Source organism: Alphaproteobacteria bacterium (genome assembly GCA_035625915.1).
Taxonomy (GTDB): domain Bacteria; phylum Pseudomonadota; class Alphaproteobacteria; order JACZXZ01; family JACZXZ01; genus DATDHA01.
The window spans coordinates 1-2,290 of the sequence record DASPOR010000134.1 but is presented as its reverse complement, the minus strand read 5'-3'; the positions used below and the strand labels follow the sequence as shown (position 1 = coordinate 2,290).

5 protein-coding genes are annotated in these 2,290 nt (G+C 64.2%); 3 read left to right on the top strand and 2 right to left on the bottom strand.

Translation table 11 applies throughout. From position 1 onward, the window contains the following. The 3 genes from VEJ16_10910 to ptsN all read left to right on the top strand — a co-directional run. The coding region (locus VEJ16_10910) for an RNA polymerase sigma-54 factor (GenBank protein ID HYB10172.1) at positions 1-231 on the top strand (231 nt) is incomplete at its 5' end. Positions 232-327: 96 nt separating this feature from the next. Continuing rightward, positions 328-909, top strand: coding sequence for a ribosome-associated translation inhibitor RaiA (gene raiA / locus VEJ16_10905; protein HYB10171.1), 582 nt, complete (start codon positions 328-330; stop codon positions 907-909). An 82-nt stretch (positions 910-991) separates the two neighbouring features. Next, positions 992-1,453: a PTS IIA-like nitrogen regulatory protein PtsN gene (gene ptsN / locus VEJ16_10900; GenBank protein HYB10170.1), complete on the top strand. Its 462-nt coding sequence runs from the start codon at positions 992-994 to the stop codon at positions 1,451-1,453. Between the two features lie 40 nt (positions 1,454-1,493). Here the strand turns inward: ptsN and VEJ16_10895 are convergent, their stop codons facing one another. Both VEJ16_10895 and VEJ16_10890 read right to left on the bottom strand, forming a co-directional pair. After that, the gene (locus VEJ16_10895; protein ID HYB10169.1) at positions 1,494-1,748 is read right to left on the bottom strand and encodes a DUF1150 domain-containing protein; all 255 of its coding nucleotides are present in this window, start codon (positions 1,746-1,748) and stop codon (positions 1,494-1,496) included. Between the two features lie 38 nt (positions 1,749-1,786). Continuing rightward, positions 1,787-2,212: an Hsp20 family protein gene (locus VEJ16_10890; GenBank protein ID HYB10168.1), complete on the bottom strand. Its 426-nt coding sequence runs from the start codon at positions 2,210-2,212 to the stop codon at positions 1,787-1,789. Positions 2,213-2,290: the final 78 nt, after the last annotated feature.

Sequence of the window (2,290 nt, the reverse complement as noted above, 5' to 3'; positions counted from 1 at the left end):
GACGGCGGCGAAGCACATTCGGCCGAAGCCGTGCGGCATCGCATCAAGCTTTTGATCGACGGCGAACAGCCGCAGCATATTCTGTCCGACGACACCATCGTGGAGAAGCTGCGGGAAGCCGGCATCGACATTGCGCGGCGTACCGTCGCAAAATATCGGGAAGCGATGCGGATTCCCTCATCGGTTCAACGCCGGCGGGATAAGCAGGGCGCGGTCGGCGCGACGACCTGACGGCTGCGCATCGACTTGACGGCGCAGCTGCTTGAGTGGACTCTTTAAAGAGTGCGGGGGGCGGAGCACGGAGGCAGAAAGAAAGCGAGCAAGGAGATGGCGTTTCGGGTGTCGGGAAAGAACATCGCCATTGGCGAGGCCCTGCGCCAACGAGTGAGCGCACGGATTGGCGAAGCGTTGGAGAAATATTTCGACGGGGGCTATTCTGGGCACGTGACGATCGGCAAGGACGGATTTGGATTTCGTACCGAATGCGCCTTGCATCTTGATTCCGGGATGACTCTCGAAGCCAAGGCGGTCGCTGCCGATGCTTATGCGAGCGCCGACCAGGCCGCGACGCGCATCGAGAAACGGTTGCGGCGCTACAAGCGACGCCTCAAAGATCATCCGAGCCGTCGCGACGAAGTGACGGGTGCAGCGCCGAGCGACGGGGTCGTGGTGCCCCCTGAGAGCGAAGCGCCGGCCGTCGCCGTCAATCCCGCGATCGTCGCCGAATCGATGACCGCGCTCAAACGACTCTCGGTCGGCGACGCGGTTCGGGAACTCGACCTGACCGGCGCGGCCGCGGTGGTGTTCCGGCACGCCGGACATGGGCGTGTCAATCTGGTCTATCGCCGGCCGGACGGGCATATTGGCTGGGTCGATCCACCGGCGCTTTCCGCCGCGGGCGCCCATTGACGGCAACACGGTCGGTCCCTATGGTCCGCCGCCTTTACCCACAATGCATCAGCAAGGTCCTCCGATCCGCGGACCGGTATCCATGCCGCTCAACGATCTCGTCGCGCCGAATGCGGTCATTCCGGCGCTGAAGGTCAACAGCAAGAAGCAAGCGCTCCAGGAGCTCGCTGCCAAGGCGGCGAAGCTGACGGATCAGAACGAGCGTGGCGTCTTTGAGACGCTGCTGCAGCGCGAGAAGCTGGGGTCGACCGGGATCGGCAACGGCATCGCCATTCCGCATGGGAAACTTGCCAAGCTCGAGCGGCTGTTCGGTCTGTTTGCGCGCCTGGAGCGCCCCGTCGATTTTGACGCGCTCGACGGTCAACCGGTTGACCTGGTTTTTCTCTTGTTGGCCCCGGAAGGCGCCGGGGCCGATCATCTCAAGGCTTTGGCCCGGATCGCGCGGTTGCTGCGCGACCGCGATATCGCCCGCAAGCTTCGCGAGTCCCGTGATGCCGAAGCGCTCTACGCGGTCCTGACCGTGACCCCGCCGGCCGCGGCCTGAGACGCGTACGCGCCGTCTCGCGGCATCCTTAAATTGGCGTTTAGTGGACGCTGACGGTTTCGAGCTCTTGGTCTGAGGCGTTGGCGAGGGCGGCCTCGCGGCTATCGGTCACCATGATGGGCGTGCCGTCGGCCGCGTGCAGCGCAAACAGCTTTAAGCCCGGAGCCAGCTGCGGGGCCTGTGGGAACAGGGCACGCACGTCCTCGGAGCGGATCGACTTGATGTAGGCGATCTTGCCGCCGCCTAGGCCGGCGAGTGCTTCTGGCGAGATGGGAACGACACGTTCGGAATTCATTGCCCGCGATTCCTTTCTTGTCCGAGTCCCTCGGTTCGTCACTCTCGGTCCTTGATGGCAATGGTTCGTACGATGCGCTCCGATTCCGGACGCACCAGATCGATCGCCAGCAACCCGTTTTTCAGGTCGGCTCCCAGTACCTCCATACCGTCAGCCAGCACGAAGGTCCGCTGGAACTGACGCGTGGCAATGCCGCGATGGAGGAATTGCCGGGTTTTGTCGTCCTGTTGGCGCCCTCGGATGATCAGCTCCTTCTCCTCGACCGTGACGTCGAGCTGGTCGCGGGTAAAGCCCGCAACGGCCAGCGAAATGCGAAGCCGCTCAGGGCGGTCGCCGTCGCGGGCCAGCCGCTCGATATTGTACGGCGGGTATCCGTCGGCCCCCTTCGCGACGCGGTCAAGCGCTCGCTCGAGGTCGTCGAAGCCAAGGAGAAACGGGCTCGAAAGCGACGGCACGCGGGACATGGTTGCAAAGTCCTTGTTCAGCGACTTTGCCGGGACCCCACCCGGGCGCCCCGACGCCCCTGATATGGGCCCGCAACC

Excerpts from the sequence above, each read along its gene's own strand:
- raiA (HYB10171.1), top strand. The coding sequence starts at position 328 with ATGGCGTTTCGGGTGTCGGGAAAGAACATCGCCATTGGCGAGGCCCTG.
- ptsN (HYB10170.1), top strand. The coding sequence starts at position 992 with ATGCCGCTCAACGATCTCGTCGCGCCGAATGCGGTCATTCCGGCGCTG.
- VEJ16_10890 (HYB10168.1), bottom strand. The coding sequence starts at position 2,212 with ATGTCCCGCGTGCCGTCGCTTTCGAGCCCGTTTCTCCTTGGCTTCGAC.
- VEJ16_10895 (HYB10169.1), bottom strand. The coding sequence starts at position 1,748 with ATGAATTCCGAACGTGTCGTTCCCATCTCGCCAGAAGCACTCGCCGGC.